The organism is Streptacidiphilus sp. BW17 (genome assembly GCF_041262485.1).
GTDB lineage: Bacteria > Actinomycetota > Actinomycetes > Streptomycetales > Streptomycetaceae > Streptacidiphilus.
The window spans coordinates 169,268-189,090 of record NZ_JBGCCR010000013.1 but is presented as its reverse complement, the minus strand read 5'-3'; the positions used below and the strand labels follow the sequence as shown (position 1 = coordinate 189,090).

At 73.3% G+C, this 19,823-nt stretch carries 22 protein-coding genes and 1 pseudogene; 7 read left to right on the top strand and 16 right to left on the bottom strand.

Annotated features, from left to right (window positions below; genetic code table 11):
- Positions 1–91: 91 nt before the first annotated feature.
- Together ABH940_RS18725 and ABH940_RS18720 are read right to left on the bottom strand one after the other, a co-directional pair.
- Positions 92–955 (bottom strand): ABC transporter ATP-binding protein, encoded by an 864-nt coding sequence (locus tag ABH940_RS18725; RefSeq protein WP_370105765.1) that lies wholly within the window; start codon positions 953–955, stop codon positions 92–94.
- 48 nt (positions 956–1,003) lie between these two features.
- Positions 1,004–1,924 (bottom strand): DMT family transporter, encoded by a 921-nt coding sequence (locus tag ABH940_RS18720; protein WP_370065691.1) that lies wholly within the window; start codon positions 1,922–1,924, stop codon positions 1,004–1,006.
- Between the two features lie 69 nt (positions 1,925–1,993).
- Between ABH940_RS18720 and ABH940_RS18715 the strand changes: the two genes are divergently transcribed.
- Genes ABH940_RS18715 through ABH940_RS18700 form a run of 4 tightly spaced genes read left to right on the top strand, consistent with a single transcriptional unit; the run spans position 1,994 to position 5,247 of the window.
- Positions 1,994–2,890, top strand: a complete 897-nt coding sequence (locus tag ABH940_RS18715; protein WP_370065693.1) for a LysR family transcriptional regulator — start codon at positions 1,994–1,996, stop codon at positions 2,888–2,890.
- 52 nt (positions 2,891–2,942) lie between these two features.
- Positions 2,943–3,896, top strand: a complete 954-nt coding sequence (locus tag ABH940_RS18710; RefSeq protein WP_370065695.1) for a pseudouridine-5'-phosphate glycosidase — start codon at positions 2,943–2,945, stop codon at positions 3,894–3,896.
- Positions 3,893–4,804 carry a carbohydrate kinase family protein gene (locus ABH940_RS18705; RefSeq protein WP_370105764.1) on the top strand — a complete coding sequence of 304 codons (912 nt, stop codon included), beginning with the start codon at positions 3,893–3,895 and terminating at the stop codon, positions 4,802–4,804. Before ABH940_RS18710 ends, ABH940_RS18705 begins: the two co-directional genes overlap by 4 nt.
- A 50-nt stretch (positions 4,805–4,854) precedes the next feature.
- The gene (locus tag ABH940_RS18700) at positions 4,855–5,247 is read left to right on the top strand and encodes a hypothetical protein (RefSeq protein WP_370065697.1); all 393 of its coding nucleotides are present in this window, start codon (positions 4,855–4,857) and stop codon (positions 5,245–5,247) included.
- A 17-nt stretch (positions 5,248–5,264) separates the two neighbouring features.
- On the opposite strand, the gene ABH940_RS18695 is transcribed toward ABH940_RS18700, so the two are convergent.
- The 9 genes from ABH940_RS18695 to ABH940_RS18655 all read right to left on the bottom strand — a co-directional run bounded on the left by ABH940_RS18695 (position 5,265) and on the right by ABH940_RS18655 (position 11,749).
- Positions 5,265–5,726 carry an SRPBCC family protein gene (locus tag ABH940_RS18695; RefSeq protein WP_370105762.1) on the bottom strand — a complete coding sequence of 154 codons (462 nt, stop codon included), beginning with the start codon at positions 5,724–5,726 and terminating at the stop codon, positions 5,265–5,267.
- Between the two features lie 69 nt (positions 5,727–5,795).
- Positions 5,796–6,590 (bottom strand): DNA-formamidopyrimidine glycosylase family protein, encoded by a 795-nt coding sequence (locus tag ABH940_RS18690; RefSeq protein ID WP_370105761.1) that lies wholly within the window; start codon positions 6,588–6,590, stop codon positions 5,796–5,798.
- 29 nt (positions 6,591–6,619) lie between these two features.
- Positions 6,620–7,063, bottom strand: a complete 444-nt coding sequence (locus tag ABH940_RS18685; RefSeq protein ID WP_370065703.1) for a hypothetical protein — start codon at positions 7,061–7,063, stop codon at positions 6,620–6,622.
- A gap of 103 nt (positions 7,064–7,166) precedes the next feature.
- Positions 7,167–7,577, bottom strand: a complete 411-nt coding sequence (locus tag ABH940_RS18680; RefSeq protein ID WP_370105760.1) for a lipopolysaccharide assembly LapA domain-containing protein — start codon at positions 7,575–7,577, stop codon at positions 7,167–7,169.
- Between the two features lie 105 nt (positions 7,578–7,682).
- On the bottom strand, positions 7,683–8,090 hold the full coding sequence (locus ABH940_RS18675; RefSeq protein ID WP_370065707.1) for a hypothetical protein: 408 nt from the start codon (positions 8,088–8,090) through the stop codon (positions 7,683–7,685).
- 90 nt (positions 8,091–8,180) lie between these two features.
- The gene (locus ABH940_RS18670) at positions 8,181–9,989 is read right to left on the bottom strand and encodes an MFS transporter (RefSeq protein ID WP_370066086.1); all 1,809 of its coding nucleotides are present in this window, start codon (positions 9,987–9,989) and stop codon (positions 8,181–8,183) included.
- Positions 9,989–10,459: a MarR family winged helix-turn-helix transcriptional regulator gene (locus ABH940_RS18665; protein WP_370065709.1), complete on the bottom strand. Its 471-nt coding sequence runs from the start codon at positions 10,457–10,459 to the stop codon at positions 9,989–9,991. The genes ABH940_RS18670 and ABH940_RS18665 overlap by 1 nt, the downstream gene beginning before the upstream one ends.
- Before the next feature lie 104 nt (positions 10,460–10,563).
- Positions 10,564–11,343 (bottom strand): ribonuclease BN, encoded by a 780-nt coding sequence (locus ABH940_RS18660; RefSeq protein WP_370105759.1) that lies wholly within the window; start codon positions 11,341–11,343, stop codon positions 10,564–10,566.
- Between the two features lie 163 nt (positions 11,344–11,506).
- On the bottom strand, positions 11,507–11,749 hold the full coding sequence (locus ABH940_RS18655; RefSeq protein WP_370065713.1) for a chaplin: 243 nt from the start codon (positions 11,747–11,749) through the stop codon (positions 11,507–11,509).
- Positions 11,750–12,084: 335 nt separating this feature from the next.
- Here ABH940_RS18655 and ABH940_RS18650 point away from each other — a divergent pair, with 335 nt between their 5' ends.
- A complete protein-coding gene (locus tag ABH940_RS18650; protein WP_370105757.1) occupies positions 12,085–12,855 on the top strand; it encodes a YoaK family protein in 771 nt (256 codons plus the stop codon).
- Positions 12,856–12,943: 88 nt separating this feature from the next.
- Here ABH940_RS18650 and pknB read toward each other — a convergent pair.
- Positions 12,944–14,014: pseudogene (gene pknB, locus ABH940_RS18645) on the bottom strand (Stk1 family PASTA domain-containing Ser/Thr kinase); the annotation flags it as partial.
- A gap of 221 nt (positions 14,015–14,235) precedes the next feature.
- On the bottom strand, positions 14,236–15,504 hold the full coding sequence (locus ABH940_RS18640; protein ID WP_370065717.1) for a PucR family transcriptional regulator: 1,269 nt from the start codon (positions 15,502–15,504) through the stop codon (positions 14,236–14,238).
- A 141-nt stretch (positions 15,505–15,645) separates the two neighbouring features.
- On the opposite strand from ABH940_RS18640, the gene ABH940_RS18635 reads away from it, so the two are divergent.
- A complete protein-coding gene (locus ABH940_RS18635) occupies positions 15,646–16,047 on the top strand; it encodes a VOC family protein (protein ID WP_370065719.1) in 402 nt (133 codons plus the stop codon).
- Here ABH940_RS18635 and ABH940_RS18630 read toward each other — a convergent pair.
- On the bottom strand, positions 16,033–16,797 hold the full coding sequence (locus ABH940_RS18630) for a helix-turn-helix domain-containing protein (RefSeq protein WP_370066088.1): 765 nt from the start codon (positions 16,795–16,797) through the stop codon (positions 16,033–16,035). The genes ABH940_RS18635 and ABH940_RS18630 overlap by 15 nt on opposite strands.
- A 95-nt stretch (positions 16,798–16,892) precedes the next feature.
- On the opposite strand from ABH940_RS18630, the gene ABH940_RS18625 reads away from it, so the two are divergent.
- A complete protein-coding gene (locus ABH940_RS18625) occupies positions 16,893–17,438 on the top strand; it encodes a hypothetical protein (RefSeq protein ID WP_370105756.1) in 546 nt (181 codons plus the stop codon).
- A 155-nt stretch (positions 17,439–17,593) separates the two neighbouring features.
- Here the strand turns inward: ABH940_RS18625 and ABH940_RS18620 are convergent, their stop codons facing one another.
- Together ABH940_RS18620 and ABH940_RS18615 are read right to left on the bottom strand one after the other, a co-directional pair.
- Entirely contained in the window at positions 17,594–18,664 is a 1,071-nt protein-coding gene (locus ABH940_RS18620) for an SIS domain-containing protein (protein WP_370065723.1), read from the bottom strand.
- Complete coding sequence (locus ABH940_RS18615; RefSeq protein WP_370105754.1) at positions 18,661–19,746, bottom strand: ROK family protein; 1,086 nt, start codon at positions 19,744–19,746, stop codon at positions 18,661–18,663. The genes ABH940_RS18620 and ABH940_RS18615 overlap by 4 nt, the downstream gene beginning before the upstream one ends.
- Positions 19,747–19,823 lie beyond the last annotated feature (77 nt).

The window sequence follows — 19,823 nt, the reverse complement described above, 5'->3', positions numbered from 1 at the left end:
AAGTACGGCCCAGTACGAGGGCGATCCTCCGCCTTGCAGCTGACCGCGCCAGCCGACCCGGGCTGATCCGACGGGAATTGTCAGACAGGGCCTAGTCGTCCGTCCTCCCGGTTGCCGCGTGCGAACCGTGCCGGGCCGCAGGGACGACGAGCGGGGTGCCGGACTCCGGGTCGGGCACGATCCGGCACTCCACGCCGAAGACCCGCGCCACCAGCTCGGCCGTGAGGACCTCTGCCGGTGCGCCTGCGGCGGCGAGGCGTCCCCGCTCCAGCACCACCAGGTGGTCGGCGTAGCGGGCGGCCTGGCCCAGGTCGTGCAGGACGGCGACGACGGTCCGGCCGGACTCGCGCTGCAGCCGGGCGACCAGGTCGAGCACCTCCAGTTGGTGGCGCAGGTCGAGGAAGGTGGTCGGTTCGTCGAGCAGCAGCAGTTCGGTCTGCTGGGCCAGGGTCAGCGCGATCCAGGCGCGCTGGCGTTGGCCGCCGCTGAGCTCGTCCACCGGGCGGTCGCGCAGCTCGACGGTCCCGGTCTGCGCCAGCGCCTGCTCGACGGCGTCCTGGTCGGCGCGGGTCCACGGGCTGAAGAGCCCCTGGTGCGGATGGCGGCCGAGCCGGACCAGGCCCTCGACGGTGATCCCGTCCGGTGCGGTGGGCTGCTGCGGCAGCAGGCCCAGGCGGCGGGCCAGTTGGCGGGAGGGCAGCCGGTGCAGGTCTACGCCGTCCAGCAGGACCGATCCCGCGCTGGGCCGGAGCAGTCGGGCCAAGCCGCGCAGCAGCGTCGACTTGCCGCAGCCGTTGGGGCCGATGATCGCGGTCACCGCGCCCTCCGGCAGCCGCAGGTCCAGGTCCGCGACCACCGCTGATGGTTCGTCAGGTTGATGGGCTTCGGGGCGTGCGGCGGCGGGTCGGCGACGCGGGCCGCGGTAGTCGAGGCGGAGCGAGCGGGTCTCTAGCATGCGATCAACTTAGGGTAGCCTAACCTAAGAATGTCAAGCGGTCCGGGGTCAAGCGGCCTGGTCTGCGCCTGCCAGCAGCGGGACCAGGCTGGCGGTCATGTTCGCCGCCACGATCGCCGCGATCGCGACGCACTCCACCCAGCCCAGCGACTGACCGAGCACCACCAGCCCGACCAGCGCCGCGAACACCGGATTGACGCTCATGAAGAGCCCGAAGAACCGCGTCGGCACCCGCCGCAGTGCGAACAGGTCGGCCAGGAACGGCACCGCCGAGGACAGCACGCCCGCGACCCCCGCCCGTGCCAGCGCGCCTGCGGACGCGTGGTGGTGGACCAGCACCACCACCCCGACCGGAACATAGAGCAGCGCCGAGACCAGCGCCGCGGCGGCGGACCCCTGCGCGCCCGGGACCCGTTGCCCGAGCGTCCGGTTGAGCAGGATGTACGCGGCCCAGCAGGCCGCCGCGAGCAGCCCGAGCCCGATGCCGAGGTAGTCCGTCGAAGGCTGCGGACGCGCCAGCACCACCGCTGCTGCACCGGCGACCAGCCCGCAGCCGAGGTCGATCGCCCGCCGCGAGCCCGCCAGGGCGACGGCGAGCGGTCCGAGGAACTCCAGCGTCACCGCCAGACCGAGCCCGATCCGGTCGATCGCGGTGTAGAGGGACAGGTTCATCGTCGCGAACACCACGGCCAGGCCCAGGATCGGCCCCCACTGCGCCCGCGTGAACGACCGCAGCCGTGGCCGCCCGGCGGCGACCAGCACGACGGCTGCCACCCACTGCCGGACCGCGACCACCCCCGCCGGCCCGATCGCGGGGAAGGCCGTCGCCGCCACGGCCGCGCCCACCTGGTTGGACAGCGCGCTGCCCAGCATCGTTGCGGTTCCGGCCAGTTGACCCGACGGCCCGTCGTTTGCCCGCGCGGCCGTGCGGCCGATCCCTGCTGCCGCCCCGCTCGTCTGCGTCGCCATGCCATCGACCATGCACCCGCTCGATGCATGCGCAAAATGCATGGATCGGCCAATTGATACGCTGAACACATGGATCGAACCGGCCGAGTCGACGGAACCAAGGCAGAACGCGGCAGCAGCCTCGAACTGCGGCACCTGCGCTGCCTGGTGGCCGTCGTCGACGCGGGCGGCTTCACCGATGCGGCGGCCGAACTCGGCCTCTCCCAGGCCGCCGTCTCCCGCACGATCCAGTCCCTGGAGCAGATCCTCGGCGCGCGCCTGTTGCACCGCACCAGCCGATCGGTCGCGCCGACCGCCGCCTGCACGCGGATCCTCGGCCGCGCCCGGCATCTGCTCGCGGAGGCGGACGACCTGGTCGCCGAGGTCGCGACCGGCCACACCCGGCTGCGGATCGGCCACGCCTGGTCGTCGATGGGCCGTCACACCGCCGAGTTCCAACGCCGCTGGGCGAGCGCGCGACCCGACGTCGAACTCCAGCTGGTGCGCAGCAACACCGCCACCGGCGGCCTGGACGAGGGGCTCTGCGATCTCGCCGTCATCCGCACCGGTGTCGACGCCCGCCGCCACGCCAACGCGCTGGTGGGGCAGGAGCGCCGCTACTGTGCCATGGCCGCCGACGACCCGTGGGCCGGTCGGCGCACGGTGCTGCTGGACGACTTCCGCTCCCGCACCCTCGTCGTCGACCGCCGCACCGGTACCACCACCGCCGACCTGTGGCCCGAGGGCGACCGCCCCCGGCTGGAGCAGACCCGCGACATCGACGACTGGCTCGCCGCCATCGCCACCGGCCGCTGCGTCGGCCTCACCCCGGAGGGCACGGTGGCCCAGTACCGGCGCGACGGCATCGCCTACCGCCGCGTCCGCGACGCGCCACCGGTCCCGGTCCACCTGATCTGGCGGCGCAGCGACCCGCATCCGGCAACCCACGACGTCGTCGCGCTGCTGGCGGAGCTCTACGCGCGTTAGCGCCTGGCGCTCAGGGGTTTCGGGGGGCGAACGTCCGGTCAGGATCACCACCATGACGAACGACGCGACGCATGAGGCTGTGGAGTTCTCCGAGGAGGTCCGGGACGCGCTGGAGCGCGGCGCGCCCGTCGTCGCGCTGGAGTCGACGATCATCGCGCACGGCCTGCCCCGGCCGCGCAATCTCGTGCTCGCGCAGGAGCTGGAGGCACTGGTCCGCGCCGGGGGAGCGGTCCCCGCGACCGTGGCCGTGCTCGACGGACGTGCCCGGATCGGCCTGGCCAAGGCCGAGTTGGAGCGGATCGCGTTCCAGGACGGCATCCGCAAACTGGGCGTCCGTGACCTCGCGCCCGCGCTGGCGTTCGGGGAGAGCGGCGCGACGACCGTCTCCGGCACCGCCCACCTCGCCGCGCGGGCGGGCATCCGCGTCTTCGCGACCGGCGGCCTCGGCGGCGTCCACCGCGAGTGGGTCACCGACCAGGACGAGTCCGCCGACCTCGGGCTGCTGGCCCGGACCCCGATCACCGTCGTCTGCGCCGGGGTGAAGTCGATCCTCGACGTCCCCGCGACGCTGCAGCGCCTGGAGACGCTGAGCGTCGGCGTGATCGGCTACCGCACCGACCAGTTCCCCGGCTTCTACCTGCGCAGTTCGGGCCTGCCCGTCGACTGGCGCGCCGACTCGCCGGACCAGGTCGCGGCGGTGATGCGGGCGCAGGACGCGGTCGGCACCGCCTCGTCCGCGCTGGTCGTCGCCAACCCGGTCGCGACGGAGGAACAGCTCGATCCCGCCCTCCACGACCGCGTCCTCGCCGAGGCCCTCGACGCGGCCCGGCGTGAGGGCGTCACCGGGCAGGCGGTCACGCCGTTCCTGCTCGCCTACCTCGCCGAGCACACGCAGGGCGCGTCGCTGGAGGCCAACCTCGCCGCCGTGCGCGGCAACGTGCGGGTGGCCACTGCGGTGGCCGTCGCGTACGCCTCGCAGGCATCGCACACCTCGGCGGGGCGGTGACCTCGGGTGCGGGTGGCCGGCTGTTGGTGGTGGGCGACCTGGCGACGGACGTCGTCGCCGTCCACGCCGGACGGCTGACACCCGCCACCGACACTCCGGCCTCGATCGCGCTGCTCCCCGGCGGCGCGGCAGCCAACGTCGCCGCCTGGGCGGCAGATTGGGGCGCGGACGTCACGCTGCTGGCCCGGGTCGGCCGCGAGTCGGCGGACTGGCACCGCGACGAGCTCCACCGCGTCGGCGTCACCGCTGAGCTGCGGGTCGACGCGGAGCGGCCGACCACCGTGGTCGTCTGCCTGGTCGACGACCGGGGCGAGCGGACCATGCTCAACGACCGCGGCGCGAGCGCGGCCCTCGGCGTCGCCGACTGGGACGACGCCCTGCTCGACGGAGTGGGATGGGTGCACCTCTCCGGCTACCTGCTCTTCGCTGAGCCGGGGCGGGAGTTGGCCCGACTGCTGCTGCGGCGCGCATGGGAGCGCGGGCTCGGCATCAGCGTCGATCCGGCATCGGCGGGCGAGTTGGGCCTGCTCGGACCGGCACGGTTCCTGGAGCTGGTGGGCGGCGGGGTGGACATGCTGCTGCCCAATCTGGACGAGGCCCGGCTGCTCAGCGGCGCCACCGATCCCGAGCGCGCCGCAGTGCTGCTCGCGGAGCGGACGGGGAGCCTGATCGCCGTGAAGCTGGGCCCGCGGGGCGCGCTGCTGGCCGGTCCGGAGGGGCTGTTGGGCCGCGTCCCGGCGCCCGCGTTGGAGCGTCCCGCGGTTGACACGACGGGCGCGGGCGACGCCTTCGCGGGAGCGTTGCTGGCCGCCCGCCTCGCCGGAACCGACCCGCTCCGCGCCGCCGCCCACGCCTGCGCGGCAGGCGCCCGCGCGGTCCAGCGTCAGGGTGCGCGGCCATCCGGATGATCCCGGTCCACCGTCGGTGACCTGCGGCCGATCCCACGGTTGAAGGGAACATGAAGCTCCACGCAGTCGCCGCGGTCGCCGCCGGAGTCCTCATGCTGGCGGGCACCGCCCTCACCCGCACGGCGGACTACCAGACGATCAACCTGAACGCCTACAGCGGCGACTCCGCCGTCGGCGGCCACGCCCGACTGCTCGTCACCAGGGACCACGGCGCGTTCCACGTGCGCGGCGAGGTCACCAGCGACCACGGCTGCGTCGTGCTCAAGGCGGTCCAGATGCACCTCGGGCTCTACTTCGGCAGCGACACGGTCACGCGCGTCTGCGGCGACGACCACCACATCGCCGTCGACTCCCACACCCACCACTCCGACGTGGTCCTCACCGCCGAGGTCGGCCCGGGCTTCGACAGCCGTATCGTCGGCCTGACGGGGACGGGCGGCTGATCCGAGCGCTCCAGCGCTCAGCGCGGCACCCCGCGCAACAGGTGCTCCAACGCGCGCCCGAACACGACCCGTCCCACGGCGCCGACCAGCGGATCGGCGAACCGGGGCACCCCGACCACCCGGATCTCCTCCTCCCAGCGCACCTCCGTCAGCGACGCGCCGCGCACCGGCACGACGCTCAGCTCCGCCCAACCACGCACCACCCGCCCGCGCTTGACCAGTCGGCAGAACCCGGACTCGTCGTCCCCGGCCACTTGCTCCGGTGCGCGCAGCTCCGCGATCTCCATCGCGTCGTCGAACCCCAGCGCCCCGATCCCGGTCCGGGCCACGATGACGTCACCGCGCTCCCGCCCGGACCCCTCCGCGACGAACACCCGGGTGAACGGCACCCGGTCACCATGACGGTCCCAGTCCGTGACACGCCGCCAGCAGACGTCAGCAGGAAGGTCCACGGTCCGGGACAGGCTGATTCTGGCCACACCTGAGGCTAATGCTCCGTAGCCCTGTCCCCCGGAAGAGTCAGGGACCGCAATGAGAGTGGCGCACTGTCACGCCTGCGGGCGGGGCTGGCAGCGGGGGCACCAGAAGGCGGTGCGGTCCTTGGGTGGGGTGCCGATGCGGCCGGTGCGGATGGGGCGGCCGCAGCGGCGGCAGGGTTTGTGGGTGCGGCCGTAGACCCAGTTCTGGCGGTCGGGGCGGGGGTCACCCGTCGTCACATGGCCGTGCTGGAGCCGGTTGACCGTCAGCAGGTGGTGGGCGAGGCGGACGACGCGGTCGAGTTCGGCGACGTCCGCGACCGGGGTCCACGGGGAGACGCCCGCAATGAAGCACAGCTCGTTGGCGTAGACGTTGCCGATCCCGGCCAGGTTGCGCTGGTCGAGCAGGGCCTCGGCGAAGCCGCGTCGTGGGTCGGCGGTCAGTCGGCGGACGGCCTCGGCGGGGTCCCAGTCGGGGCCGAGCAGGTCGGGGCCCAGGTGACCGACGATGCGCGGTTCGGCGGCGGTCGGCAGGAGTTCGACGACGCCGAGGCGGTAGCCGACGGCCGTGTTCGTCGCGTTGCCCAGCACCGCGCGGATCTGCGACGCCGGACCGCCATGCCAGGGCGCGCCGGTCGGGAAGACGCGCCAGCGGCCCTCCATCCGCAGATGCGTGTGGAGGGTGAGGCCGCCTTCGATCCGGGTCAGCAGGTGTTTGCCGCGCGGGGTCACGTCCAGCACCTGACGACCGGTCAGGTCAGCGGTGGCGTGGGCCGGGACGCGCAGGTCGGAGACGGTCAACGACTGCCCGGCCAGTGCGTCGTGCAGCTGCTTGGCCGCCAGGAACACCGAATCGCCCTCGGGCACCCCGCGCTCCTCCCCTCCTGCGTCCCGTCTCACACCATGCTGGCGCGGCCATCCTCGCACGGGGCGCCGACGCCGCCGCTGCCACGAGCGACCTTGACGGCTTCCATGACCAGCGGCAGCTGGAGCGGCAGTCGGGCCCAGGCGCCGACACGGAGCGGCAGCGGCTTCTGCCGCCAGTCGACGGCCATCTGTACGTTGGCGGGCAGCACGGCGACGAAGAGCCCGGCCGCGAGCTGACCACCCAGCCGACGGTGGCGGGGGGACGCGAGTGCTGCCGCGACCGCGAGTTCGGCAACCCCGCTCGCATAGGTCCACGCGCGGGCGCGTCCGGGCAGGGCGCGCGGGACGATCGCGTCGAAGGACTTGGGCGCGAGGAAGTGCAGCGCCCCGGCGGTGGCCAGCAGTCCGGCGAGCCGTCGGGCCGAGCGGTCGGATGCGGCGGATCGGTCGGATGCGGTCGTGGTCGCGTGCACGGATGCCTCGCAGCGGTCGAAGGGCCCTGGTTACCGGTCGGTAGCAGAGCTTAGCCGTTGGCGAAGCGACGTCACCGGAGTTCCGGACAGCGACGATGACGACTCAACTGGTGCCCGTGCCCGTGCCCGTGCCCATGCTGGTGCCGGTTTCGGAGGCGTCGATGCGCGTCGACGGCGCCGGTGGGTTGGCGGCGAGCTTCTTGCCGGCGCGGCGGAGCTGCATGATGCGGGCGGTGCCCGGGACGGCGACCAGCAGGACGCCGCAGACCGCTGCCAGAAGCAGCGCCACGCCCAGGGGCAGGTGGCCGTGGGCACCGAGGAAGGAGACGTCGACCTGGTCGCTGTTCTCGAGGATGAAGATCAGGAGCAGCACCAGCACCACGGACGCGACGATCGTGGCCACCCAGGCCGAGCTCAGCCGGGTGCGGCGCAGGTGCGGGTGGGGTCCCTGGCTCTGCCGCGCGCCCGACGGTGCGGTGTCGGGCGAGGACGCGGGGCTGTCTTTCCTGGCCATGTCGCTCCTCCGCCCGGTCATGTTCTCCGTGTCGGAGTCATACCCGGGATCGAGCGGTTGACCGTTCGGCCAGGCCCGTTCCTCCGGTCAGCTCAACCAGCCGGCTCAGCGCGGACGCCCGACCCGGAGGCCCTCCGGCTCGGCGCCCGGGTGGGCGAGGACGGTGACGCGGTCCGCGTCCGCACGCCCGAGCGCGACCCAGAAGACGTCCGCGACGACGCGGACCTCCGCCGCGGCCGACTCCCGGCCGAAGCGGACCTCCGGCAGGCCCTCCTCGGCCGCGAGCAGGCCCCAGGCCAGCACCGGCTCGTCCGGCTCGCCGCGCACGGCCCCGCGCAGCACCTCGGGCGCGAGTGCGCCCTCGACCATCACGTCGAGCAGCCTGTCGCCGTGGTAGATCTCCAGCGCCTGGCGTCCCCGCGAGGAGTGCGCGGGCCGGACCCACCAGGCGGCGTCGGGGACCAGCCGGTCCTCGACGGCGGTTCCGCCCGCGAACATGTGCAGTTCTGCCATGGGTCGTGCTCCGATCACTCGCGGGTAGGTCTGGACCCTACGGGGGCACTTTGTGGAAACCCTGTGGTGCCCCTGCCTGATTCCAGGGAGTCAGGAGCGGGACGTGGCCGCGTCGTCCTGCCCGGCGGCAGCGGGGGAGCCGCCGGACGCGTCCGCGCTCGCGTCCGACCCCGAGCCCGGACCGCCCGGACGCCCCGGCGCCGCCTGGTGCTTGCCGCGCAGCATCGACGCACCCGCCGCGACCAGGGCCATCGCCGCAGCCGCGCCGAAGACGGTGATCAGCCCGTGGTGGAATGGGTCGGAGACCAGCTCGGGGAAGAACCTGTTGCCGGTCAGCGTCTGGACGGCGTGCGCGGGCAGCGTGTTCAGCACGCCGCTCGGGCCGAGCAGGTGGCCGATCGGGTTGTTGCCGAGGAACGTGGCGAAGAGCGTCGCCACCGGCGGTAGCGAGGCGACCTGGTTCGCGGTCGCCACCGGGACGCCCTGGGCGTGCAGGCCGCTGCTCAGCGTGTGCGGCAGGGTGCCGGACAGGCCGACGACCATCAGCGAGAAGAACAGGCCGATGGAGAGTGCGGTCCCGGAGTTCTGGAAGGTGGACCGCATGCCCGACGCCACGCCGCGCTGGCCCGGCGGGACGCTGCCCATGATCGACGACGTGTTGGGCGCAGAGAACATCCCCTGACCCAGCCCGCTGACGAAGAGCAGCCCGGCGAACGTGGGGTAGGAGAAGTCGACCGGCAGCAGCACCAGGCCGATGAACGACCCGGCGACCAGCAGCAGACCTGTGGTCGCGAAGAGCCGCGCGCCGTAGCGGTCGGAGAGGTACCCGGACGCCGGGCCGCCGATCAGGAAGCCGACGGTCAGCGGGAGCATGAAGATGCCGGCCCACAGCGGTGTCCGCTCGAAGCTGTAGCCGTGCAGCGGCAGCCAGATGCCCTGCAGCCAGACGATCAGCATGAACTGCATGCCGCCGCGCGCGATGGCGATCAGCAGCGCCGCGATGTTCCCGGCCGCGAAGGCACGGATCCGGAACAGGCTCAGCTGGAACATCGGGTCGGCGACCTTGGTCTCGGCAAGGCAGAACGCCGCCAGCAGCAGCACACCGCCCACCAGCCCGGCGATCACCCACGGGTTGGTCCAGCCGGTGGAGTGGCCCCCGTAGGGCTGGATCCCGTAGGTGACCCCGGCCAGCAGCACGGCGGCACCGGCGGTGAAGGTGATGTTGCCGATCCAGTCGATCCGTCCCGGCTTGCGGGTGCCGACCTCGCGCAGGCTCCGGTACGACCAGAAGGTGCCGACCACGCCGATCGGGACGCTGACCCAGAACACCGCGCGCCAGTCGATCGCCGCGAGCACGCCGCCCGCCAGCAGGCCGAGGAACATGCCCGCCAGGGCGGTGATCTGGTTGATGCCCAGCGCCATGCCGCGCTGCCGGGCCGGGAACGCGTCGGTGAGGATCGCCGCGGAGTTGGCCGTCAGCATCGAGCCGCCGACGGCCTGGACGATGCGGAAGCCGATCAGCCAGAGCGCGCCTGCGCCGCCGTGCATCGGGTCCAGCGAGAGCGCGAGCGAGGCCAGGGAGAAGACGACGAAGCCGATGTTGTACATCCGGACCCGGCCGAACATGTCGCCGAGCCGTCCCAGCGCCACCACCAGCACGGCGGAGACCAGGGTGTAGCCGAGGATCATCCAGAGCAGGTAGCCGATGTTGCCAGGCGAGAGCGGGTCCAGGCCGATGCCGCGGAAGATCGCGGGCAGCGAGATGATCACGATGGAGCTGTCCACCGTCGCGATCAGCACGCCGAGCGTGGTGTTGGACAGGGCGACCCACTTGTAGCGGTCGCTCCGCACCACGGTCGCGCCCGAGGGCGACTGGCCGGACGGGGCCTTGTCGGATATCACAACTGCTCCGCGAGTCGTTCCAGCAGGGGGATGGCGGCGAGCAGTTGCTCCTGCTCGGCCGGTGTCAGTGCGGTGTGGACCGCCTCGGTGAGCCGCTGGAGCGACGCCGAGCGGCGATCCGAGAGGATCCGCAGGCCGTCCGGGGTGACGGAGATCAGCATCCGCCGGCCGTCGCTGGCGTCCTGCGTCCGGGCGACCAGCCCGCGGTCCACCAGACCGGCCAGCGTGGTGGCCATCGCCTGCGGCCGGACCCGCTCGCACGCGGCCAGCGTGCTCGGCGACATCGGCCCGTCCCGGTCCAGCCGGGCGAGCACGGACACCTCGGACATCGTCTGGTCGCCGACGGCGTGCGCCTGTCGCAGCGACCTGGCGATCCGGCCAACGGCCAGCCGCAGTTCGGCGGCCAGTTCGGACGCGTGTTCGCGCGCGCGTTCGGCAGTGCGTTCGGGGGATTCCTTGGGTTCCACGAATACTTACACTAGCTTAATCAATCAGTTGTAACTACCCCCTGGCGGGGCGGCGCACGTCAGGCGGCCGAACCGATCGGTGGCCAGCGGTCAGCGGTCGTTGCTCAGTGGTCGGTGTGCGTGGGGTGCGCCTCGGCCAGGATGCGTCCCGCGAGGGCGCCGCCGTAGATCGTGTAGCCGACCCCGATCAGCCAGGACTGGAAGATCAGCACCGTGCCGACCGTCCCGTACGAGACGGCGTTCGAGACCAGCAGCGGGGCGAAGACGAAGCGCGAGAAGAGCCGGAGTCCGGCCAGCGCGACCATGGTCGCCACCGCGCCCGGCAGCAGGCGGCCCCAGCTCACCCGGGAGCCGAGCAACAGCCACTGCAGCCACCAGAAGAGGGCCACGCCGCCGAAGATCGTCGCCACCACGTGCAGCGTCGGCTGCAGCACGGTCTGCTGCCACGGCACGCCGCTCCAGGCGGCGATCAGGATGTAGCCGATCAGCCCGGCCAGCCCCACGGCCTGTCGCCAGGTGGTGTGCCAGGGGCCGCGCGGCAGCTTCCAGATCCGCTCCAAGGCCGTCTGCACGGAGGCCAACAGCGAAAGGCCGAACACCGCGAGCGCGGCGAGGCCGAAGGCGGTGGTGGTGCTGAGTACCTGCTTGCGCGAGGCGAAGAGCATCTTCACGGCGTGCGCTCCCGAGCCGGAGAGGCCGAGACCGTCGGTGATCCACTGGGTGATGCCGTTGCCGCGCGACGCGGACGCGGCGGAGATGACCACCAGCAGGGGCACCAGCGTGACGAAGAAGAGCGCGGCGAAGGCCATGGAGCGGTTCAGGATCTCCGCTTCCCGGCCCTCCTCCCAGAGCCGGTGCAGGAAGTGCGCAGCCGCGTGCCTCACGATCACAGGATCGCTCCAGGCCCGGCGCTCCGCCAGAACGCGGCATGTTCCGGTGTGGCGTCCGCAGACGCCGGTGCCCCCGGCCCGGCCGCGAAAGCGGTCGGACCGGGGGCACCGGAGCCAGGTCCGGACCCAGGCCCGGGCTCTGGGGTGCTGAGGTGACTCAGCCGGCGTTGGCGCAGCCGTTGCCGAACGCCGGGTTCAGGGCGCCGATCACGTTGACGGTGTTGCCGCACGCGTTGACCGGGATGTGGACCGGAACCTGGACCAGGTTGCCGGAGAGGAAGCCGGGGGAGTTGGAGGCGTCGCCGTTGGCGGTGCTGCTGGCGGCGGCCACGCCCGCGCCGGCGGCCAGGATGCCGGCGGCGGCGACGGTGACGAGGAGGCCGCGCTTGGTGCTACGCATGAAATCCGTCCCTTCCAGGAACTGTCGGTGGATCAGAAGATCCGTGGATCACGTCTGTTGTCGGCCCGACCAGCGAGTCGACGTACACCGCGACCAACGCCGACGGGGGCTCTGGGGGAGCGCCCGAGCGGGACGTTTCACCCTCTCGGCTGAACGGCGTCACCGTGCTGACCGCTGCCGACGGCTGAGCGGACCAGTCCCGCCGCCGTCAGCAGCCGGACCCGCGAAGCTCCCACGTCCTCCCACGCGGGGGGCTGTTGACCATGAGAAGCTCGCCTCTGGCCCTGCGCGAGAGGGGCGGGCCGTTCGCGTGAGGTGGATTCGGAGGCACCGTCATGGGCGAGTCGCAGCAGGCCAGTTCAGGCGCAGGCGCAGGCGCGGGCTCGGGCGCGGGTTCGGGCGGCGTGCGGGAGGCGCTGCGGCGTGCGGCGGACCGGCTCTTTCCGCCCGACGGCAACCGCTTCGGCGCGCTGCCGGTGCTGCTGGTCGTGCTGACCTTCGTCACGGGCGTGGTGGACGCGGTCAGTTACCTCGGGCTCGGCCGGGTCTTCGTCGCCAACATGACCGGCAACGTGGTCTTCCTCGGCTTCTCCCTGGCGGGTGCGCCGGGCCTGTCGGTCTGGGCCTCGCTGCTCGCCATCGGCGCCTTCGCGGCGGGCGCCTGGCTGGTCGGCCGCTTCTCCGGCCTGCGCGAGGCGCGCGCCGCGGGCTCCGGTGCGGCTCCGGTTCCGTTGTTCCGGACCGTCGTCGGCGTCCAGTCGCTGCTGGTGGCGGGGGCGGTCGTGGTCGCGGGCACGGCGGGACACACCTCGGTCGGCGCGAAGGTGGCGCTGATCGCGCTGCTCGGCTGGGGGATGGGCATGCAGAACGCGGTGGTCCGCAGGCTGGCCGTGCCGGACCTGACGACGACCGTGCTGACGCTCACCCTCACCGGCCTCGCCACCGACCCACCCGCGCGAGCGGCGCTGCGCAGGGTTCTGTCGGTCACGGCGATGCTGTGTGGCGCGCTGTGCGGGGCGGCGGTGTTCCTGCACGTCGGCGCGGCCTGGGCGTTGGCGATCGCGCTGGTGCTGCTCGTCGCCGTGACGGCGGTGGCCGAAGCCTGAAGTGCCTTCGGCCGGCGGTAGCCCCGTGGGGACTCACCACCCGCGCCCCTCAGCTCATCAGCGCCTGCGTGGCGAGGCACGAGACCAGCAGGACCACGCCGCCCAGGAGGGCGATCAGCGCGTACGCGCGGCGCTGGTCCTTGCCCGTGGTGGAGGACGCGCCACGCGAACGCGTGGCGTCCGGGCGGGATGTGCCGTACGTCGTGGCGGCGGGGGACGCGGGCGCGGCGGGCCGCGAGGCCGCCTGCGGGCCGCCGAAGTCCTGGCTGCGGGCGCCGGCCGCGACCGTGTTGACCATCGGGGCGGCGACGGTCAGCGGCTGGCCGCCCAGCACGCGCTCGATGTCGGCGCGCATCTCGTCGGCGGTCTGGTAGCGGGCCTCGCGGTCCTTGGTCAGCGCCTTGAGCACGATGGCGTCGATCTCCGGCCGGATCTGCGGGTCGAACGTCGACGGGGGCAGTGGCTGGTCCTGGACGTGCTGGTAGGCGACCGAGATCGGCGAGTCGCCGATGAACGGCGGGCGCAGTGCCAGCAGTTCGTAGAGCAGGCAGCCGGTGGAGTAGAGGTCGGTGCGGACGTCCACCTGCTCGCCGCGTGCCTGCTCGGGGGAGAGGTACTGGGCGGTGCCGATGACGGCGGAGGTCGCCGTCATGGTCATCCCGGCGTCGCCCATGGCGCGGGCGATGCCGAAGTCCATCACCTTGACCTGGCCGGTACGGGTGAGCATGACGTTGGCCGGCTTCATGTCGCGGTGGATGATGCCGTTGCGGTGCGAGTACGCCAACGCCTGGAGGATGCCGACGGTCATCTCCAACGTGCGCTCGGGCAGCAGGCGGCGGCCGCTCTGGGCCAGCTTGAGCAGGGTGGAGCCCTCAACGTACTCCATCACGATGAACGGGATCGACGCCCCGTTGAACTGGTCCTCGTCGGTGTCGTAGACGGCGACGATGGCCGGGTGGTTGAGGCTCGCCGTGGACTGCGCCTCGCGACGGAACCTGGCCAGGCCGGTCTCGTCGTGGGCCATGTCCGCACGCAGGGTCTTGACGGCGACGGTCCGGTCCAGCCGGACGTCGTGGGCGATGTACACCTCGGCCATGCCGCCCCGTCCGAGGAGGCCGCCCAGCTCGTACCGTCCGCCCAGACGACGCCGTTCTTCCATGCTTCAGCCCTCTCCAACCGCTGCCGACCCGGACGTCGCGTCAGCGTGCGTCGACCGTGCGGCGATCACGCTACAGGGTGAATGCCGTGGTAACGGAACCGTGACCGGCAGGACCGACGCGATCCGGCCTGCTGTGACGGTGATCACGCTCAAATGGGGCCGAAGCTGTGAAAAGCCTCTGCGTCGATCGCCCCCGGTCGATCCGTCGGCCCGTCAGTTCGTCAGCCTGCAGCGCTCGGACGTGGTGGTCGGAGCGTCAGCAGGCCGAGCTGGCAGTGGAGGAGGAACCGGGGGTCCTCCAAACTGCCGCCGCTGAGGTGCTCGACGCGGTGCAGGCGGTGCACCACCGTGTTGCGGTGGCAGTAGAGGCCGGGGGCGGCGCGCGCCGACGAGCGGCCGTGGGCGAACCACTCGGCCAGGGTGGAGAGCAGCAGGTCCCGCTCCTCCGGGGGCAGGTCGAGTACACCGCCGAAAGTGTCCTGGGCGAGGCGTTCGGCAAGCGCCGGGCTGGCCACCAGCAATGCCTCGGGCAGCCGTTCCGCGATCCAGGCGACCTCGGCCTCGCCCGGCGGGATGGTCCGGGCCGCCAGATCGGCCCAGCGGTGCGCGTCCGGCAGGTCCCTGACTCGGTCGAACGCGTCCGACACCCCGACCCGGCCGAGCGGCGCGCGACGCAGCGTCGTCAGCAGACGCGCCAGCGACGCGTCGGCGGCGGGCGACCTGTCCGCCGGCGACCTGTCCCTCGCTGACCTGTCCGTCGGCGACCCGTCGGCCAGCGACACGAGGCCGATCTCCCGGTCGCTGCGGCTGCGCCAGGCGGCGGAGAATCCGTAGGCGGCCAGCGCGTCGCGCGCGGCGCTGAAGGTGTGCTGCGCCGCCACGTCGAACGCGGCCACGATGACGGCGTAACGGCCGGTCGTCGGGAGGTCGAGGGCGTCCAGCGCTTCCGCGGCGGTCCGCGGGTCGCTGCCGCGGCCCTCCAGCAGTGCGTCGAACATGGCCTGTCGGCGCTGGGTGTCGCGGTGGCGCAGCTCGGCCTCGGTGCGCCGGTAGCCGTCGACGACGGCCTGGGAGTGGCGGTCCACCATGTCGGTGACCGCCGTGGTGACGTCGAGGAAGGCCTCGAGCTCGTCGTAGGGCCGTCCCCGCACCTCGGCCATCATGGCGTGCAGGATGACCCGGGTGGCCAGCCGGTACGCGCGCAGCACGCACTCCAGCGGCACGCCCTGCTGGGCGCGGTGGCGGCCGGTGGTGCGGGCGGGGGCGAGCTCGTCCGCCTCCGGCCGCGCCGCGCCGGCCAGTGCCTCCAGGATCGAGCGCATGTTGGCGTCGACGGACTCGGTGAGCATGCTGAGCGGGACCCGCCCACCGCTCTGGTAGGCCCGCTCGTGGGACACGATCAACTCGATGGTCCGGGCGCTGAGCTCCGGCATCCGGTCGATCACCCGGGCGGCGACCGTCCTGAGCACCACGCGTGAATCGGCTGACATGCGCTCCGAGCGTACCCAAGCCCGCCGGGCCGGCGGCGGGCGGGTGGGCAGCGGGACGTGGCTGGGACGTGCCTGCGACGTCGCTGCGGTGTGGCCGTTTCGTTCAAGACCGCGACGTGTTGCGCTGGCTAGCGTGAAGCCATGACTTCACAGCCCTTCCTTGGAATGATCGGCCTGACCGTCGGGGACATGGCCGCGGCGCTCGCCTTCTACCGCCGCCTCGGGATCGACATCCCCGCCGACGCGGACTCGCAGCCGCATGTCGACGTGGTGCTCCCGAGCGGTCTGCGGCTGGCCTGGGACACCGTCGAGACGATCCGGAGCTTCGACCCGGAGTGGCAGCCGCCGACCGGTGGCGCACGGGTGGCCCTGGCGTTCGACTGCGGCGATCCGGCCGGGGTGGACAAGGTGTACGCGGATCTGGTCGCCGCGGGCCATCACGGCCACAAGGCCCCGTGGGACGCCTTCTGGGGACAGCGCTACGCGATCGTCCACGACCCGGACGGCAACGGCGTCGACCTCTTCGCCTCACTGCCCGCCTGAGGTTCCCGCCTGAGTGGTCCCCGGCGCGGACTGCTCGGACCCGTTCGCACCAGCCTCGTCGGCCAGCAGTCGTCCCAGCGGCACGCCGGCGAGCGCCCGCACCTCGCGGGCCAGGTGCGCCTGGTCGGCGTAGCCCGCGACGGCGGCGACCTGCGCGAAGGGCAGCCCGCCGCGCGCCGGTCCGAGTGCCCGGCCCAGCCGTAGCACCCGGTCGAGCGTCTTCGGCCCGTAGCCGAAGGCGTCCAGGCAGCGCCGCCGCAACTGCCGCTCGCTGAGCGCGAGGCCGCGGGCCAGAGCGGGCACGGCCAGTCCGCGGCGCAGGCCCCCGAGGACGCCGGGCGGAACCGGGTCGGCGAGGTCACGAGTCTCGGCGAGCTGCGCGGCCAGCGTCTCCAGCGCCACGCCCCGGTCGGCGGCGTCGCCGACGCGCTCGCTCCACTCGCGGACCAGGCGGTCCGACCGCAGCGCCGCCAGCGGCACCCGCTGGTCCCGCAGCTCCCACGCGGCGACCCCGAGCACGGCGGCGGCCCGGCCGGGCGCGAACCGCAGCCCGGTGTAGTGCTGTCCGGCCGCCCCGGACACCACCTGCGCGGCCGTGTCGGGCCCGGCGACCAGCAGCTCGCCGTCCATCCAGATCAGGTCCATGCACCCGTCGGGCAGCACCCGCACCGGCGTCGGCGCGGCCGCCTCCCGCACCCGGCTCCACACCACCGCCCCGGCGAACCGCTCCGCTGGACGCTCCTCGTACACGGTGTACACAGCTCAAGTATCCGCGTGGGGAGGGGTGACGACCAATGTCGGGGGTGGAGTTGAACGTGTTCAAAAACAGGTCCATGATGGCGGCCATGACCGAGGGGGAGCGCCTGAGGCGCGCACGCGTGTGGATCGTGGTGTTCATGGCGGGCCTGGTGCTCGCCGGGCTGACGGCCTTTCCGCTGGTGACCGAGAGCCGGTGGCTGCTGTGGTGGGCCACGGACCGGAGTTCGCCGCTCGCCGGGGTGGCGGCCCGTCTTCCGGCTCAGGTCGCCTGGATTCGGCACGCGCACGACGGGTTGGTCGCGACGGGGAAGGCCTATCCGTTCCTCGCCTACGGGACCGACTGGCTCGCCTTCGCGCACCTGACGATCGCCGTCGCGTTCGTCGGGCCGCTGCGGGATCCCGTCCGGAACGTGTGGGTACTGGAGTTCGGGCTGATCGCCTGCGCCGGGATCGTCCCGCTGGCGCTGATCTGCGGCCCGCTGCGTGGGTTGCCGTTGTGGTGGCTGCCGATCGACATGTCCTTCGGTGTCATCGGCGCGATCCCGCTGTGGCTGGCGCGACGTCAGATCAAGGCGGTGGAGCGGGCGCAGGGCGGGCTTGAGGGTTCGCTGGTCACCGCAGCCGCTGGGTGAGGCCGTGCCACGTCAAGCGGCACCTCGCACCAGACCGCGCCGACGTCGGTCGCGCCCGCGGGGCGCAGCCCGGCCCGGGCGAACGGCCGCAGGTGGGCCGACCACGCGGTCTCCAGCACGGCCCCGCCCCGCGCGTCCGCCACGCGGAGGAAGAGTCAGGACGTCATGGTCACCTTGTTCAACCCCACGGGCTGGTCCGGGTCGATGGAGAGGGCGCGGGAGGTGGCCAGGGCGAGTTGCTGGCCGCGGACGGTGGCGGGGAGGCACTCGCCGAGGTGGCCGAGGGCGGGCCAGGGCAGCAGCGCCTCGGGGGCGGTGCCGGCGAGGACGGTCGGTGCGCCGCGTTCGGTCAGGGCCGTGCGGAGGTCGAGGGTGTCGGCGTCGGCAGGGCCGGAGCCCGCGAGCAGGACGGCTGGGGCGTGCGGGCCGCAGACCGCTATCGGGCCGTGGCGGAAGTCGGCGGTGGAGAAGCCGTGGGCCATCAGGCCGGTGGTCTCCTGGAGCTTCAATGCGCTCTCCAGTGCGGCCGGGTAGCACGCGCCGCGTCCGACGACGGCCAGCCGGTCGTGGCGGGCCACCAACTCGGCGGCTGTTGCCGGGCCTTCGGAGTCCGCGAGCAGGTCCGCCAGGACCGAAGGCAGCGACGCGGCCTGACGATGCGTCAAAGCCCCGGTGCCGCCCAGCCCCGAGGCGACGGCCAGGACAGCGAGCATCTGGGCGGTCACCGTCTTGGTCGCCGGGACGGCGCGCTCCGGTCCGGCGTCCAGGGCGACGGTCAGCGCGGCGGTGTGGGCGAGGTCGGAGTCGCCGTCGTTGGTCACCGCGACCACCGCCGCGCCTGCGGCGGTGTAGCGCCGGGCCAGGTCGACGATCTCCGGCGTGCGGCCGGATTGCGAGAGGGCCACCAGAAGCCAGCCACGGAAGCCCTCCGGCGCGCGGTGATAGGCGGTGGTGACGCTCGGCGCGACCAGGCAGGTCGGCAGGCCGGTCTGCAGCTCGACGGCGTAGCGCCCGAGCAGGGCGGCGTGGTCCGACGAGCCGCGCGCCAGGAAGGCCACGCCGAGCGGGCCGCCGCCGGGACCGCCCAGCGACGCGGCCAGCCGGGAGACCTCAGCGGTCAGCGCCGGGAACCGGTCGGCCAACGCCGCCAGGACGTCCGGCTGTTGACGCATCTCGGTGTTCATCTGCGCACCGAGCAGTGCGGACTGGGGAGAGGTCGTGGTCATCGGGTCGCTCCGGGACGGGACGTGACGGACAGGGCGGAGGCCGGGCGGGCGGGGCGCGCCGACGCTGCGGGCCGCGCGCGCAGGCCGTCCAGCGCGAGGGCGACGGCCCCGTGCAGCGAGGCGTCCTGGAGGAAGCGCGCCGCCCGCAGCTCCGGCGGGAAGGGGGTGGCCGCGGCGATCAGCTCGGTGAGCCGGGGCAGGATGACGTCGGCGGAGGCCATCATGCCGCCGCCCAGGACGATCCGCTGCGGGTCGACGAAGACGGCGAGGTTGGCGAGCGCGGTGGCCAGGACCGTCAGCGTCTCGTCCACCAACTCCCGGGCGGCCGGGGCCTTGCTGTGGAACAGCTCCGCACCGGTGACCGGGACGCCGAGCAGCTCGGCCGCGCGCTCGCCGAGGCCCTTTCCGGCGACGGCCTCCTCCAGCGGGGCCCGACCGGCCGTGACCGCGTCGGCGGGGGCGTCTCCCGGGTTCATGTAGCCGATCTCGCCCGCCGCTTGGTGCGCGCCCGCGAGCACGCGTCCGCCGGTGGTGAGCGCGGCGGCGATGCCGGTGCCCAGGCTCACGTACATGCCCGGATCGACGCCGTGCAGCGCGCCGAAACGCAGCTCGGCCAGGGCGCCGGCCCGGACGTCGTTGGCGACGGAGACCGCGTCGGCCCCCAACACCTCGGCGAGGCGGGAGGCGAGCGCGATGCGTTCCCAGCCGGGGAGGTTGGGCGTGAGCAGGATCCGGTCGGCCTGGACGATGCCCGGCGCGACGGCCGCGTGCGCGGCGACCGGCACGCCGAAGCGGTCCAGCGAGGCGCGGGCGAGGCGTCCGGCGGCCTCGGCGGCGCGGGCCAGCGCCTGTTCGGGGCCGCGGTCGGCCAGGGTCGCGATCCGTTCGCGGGCCAGGACGGCGCCGTGCGGGTCGGCGAGGGCGACCTCGGTCTTGGTGCCGCCGAAGTCGATGCCGATCACGGTGAACGGCGTTGCGGCGTAAGGGGAAGCTCCGACGTCGAGGCCGAGGCCGAGGCCGGGGTCGAGGTCAGGGCCGAGGCCCGAGTCGGGGTCGGAGTGGGGCGCGGGGTGTTCCAGCATCGGGAGGCGTCCTTGGGCGGGGCCCCGGCCGGGCGCGACCGCCACGGGGAGCCGTGCGTGCGCCCGACCGGGAGACC

Bases quoted from the DNA above. Each gene is read 5' to 3' on its own strand.
- ABH940_RS18655 (WP_370065713.1), bottom strand. From the start codon at position 11,749: ATGCGTAGCACCAAGCGCGGCCTCCTCGTCACCGTCGCCGCCGCCGGC.
- ABH940_RS18715 (WP_370065693.1), top strand. From the start codon at position 1,994: ATGGATCGAACCGGCCGAGTCGACGGAACCAAGGCAGAACGCGGCAGC.
- ABH940_RS18725 (WP_370105765.1), bottom strand. From the start codon at position 955: ATGCTAGAGACCCGCTCGCTCCGCCTCGACTACCGCGGCCCGCGTCGC.
- ABH940_RS18615 (WP_370105754.1), bottom strand. From the start codon at position 19,746: ATGCTGGAACACCCCGCGCCCCACTCCGACCCCGACTCGGGCCTCGGC.
- ABH940_RS18650 (WP_370105757.1), top strand. From the start codon at position 12,085: ATGGGCGAGTCGCAGCAGGCCAGTTCAGGCGCAGGCGCAGGCGCGGGC.
- ABH940_RS18720 (WP_370065691.1), bottom strand. From the start codon at position 1,924: ATGGCGACGCAGACGAGCGGGGCGGCAGCAGGGATCGGCCGCACGGCC.
- ABH940_RS18635 (WP_370065719.1), top strand. From the start codon at position 15,646: ATGACTTCACAGCCCTTCCTTGGAATGATCGGCCTGACCGTCGGGGAC.
- ABH940_RS18625 (WP_370105756.1), top strand. From the start codon at position 16,893: ATGACCGAGGGGGAGCGCCTGAGGCGCGCACGCGTGTGGATCGTGGTG.
- ABH940_RS18675 (WP_370065707.1), bottom strand. From the start codon at position 8,090: ATGGCAGAACTGCACATGTTCGCGGGCGGAACCGCCGTCGAGGACCGG.
- ABH940_RS18620 (WP_370065723.1), bottom strand. From the start codon at position 18,664: ATGACCACGACCTCTCCCCAGTCCGCACTGCTCGGTGCGCAGATGAAC.
- ABH940_RS18700 (WP_370065697.1), top strand. From the start codon at position 4,855: ATGAAGCTCCACGCAGTCGCCGCGGTCGCCGCCGGAGTCCTCATGCTG.
- ABH940_RS18710 (WP_370065695.1), top strand. From the start codon at position 2,943: ATGACGAACGACGCGACGCATGAGGCTGTGGAGTTCTCCGAGGAGGTC.
- ABH940_RS18680 (WP_370105760.1), bottom strand. From the start codon at position 7,577: ATGGCCAGGAAAGACAGCCCCGCGTCCTCGCCCGACACCGCACCGTCG.
- ABH940_RS18640 (WP_370065717.1), bottom strand. From the start codon at position 15,504: ATGTCAGCCGATTCACGCGTGGTGCTCAGGACGGTCGCCGCCCGGGTG.